Origin of the sequence: Marinimicrobium sp. UBA4509 (assembly GCF_002388575.1) — a bacterium.
Taxonomy (GTDB): domain Bacteria; phylum Pseudomonadota; class Gammaproteobacteria; order Pseudomonadales; family Cellvibrionaceae; genus Marinimicrobium; species Marinimicrobium koreense.
In genome coordinates this window covers 61,059-61,580 of the sequence record NZ_DGMV01000064.1, presented here as the reverse complement: position 1 = coordinate 61,580, position 522 = coordinate 61,059, and positions in this window count along the sequence as shown.

The window sequence follows — 522 nt, the reverse complement described above, 5'->3', positions numbered from 1 at the left end:
GTTGAACCACTTAACAACACCTGTACTTCTGGACATAGTCTTAACCTTAACGTTTTGCTGAGTCGAATGAAATCCGCACCGGTACCACATGACTCCGAACGCGGGACAACCCGCTGGCACAGTTCACTTACTTATGACTGACAAAACGTGGTGCTAAAAACAGGCCTGAAGCGTGTACAGGACGACCTTGTTAGTACGACGGTGTAACCATAAATAATGCGGCGATTGGCCAGCAAAAATGACTATATACTCGTTGCAGAGCCCCTGTAAAGAGCCCACCGGTGCAACACCTTTACCCTGCCAGACAAAGCTGCAACAATAGCCTCACGACCTTTATGGAAGATGCCATGATCCGGATCAGCACCTCTGAAACCAACTGCAGCCACGACCCCCAGACCTCCTGCGGCACCTGTCGTCTGAACACTCTGTGCCTGCCGCTGAGCCTGCATCTGGATGACGTCGATCAGCTCAACCGGATCGTCCAACGCGGCCGCCCCCTTCACAAGGGCGAACATCTCTATT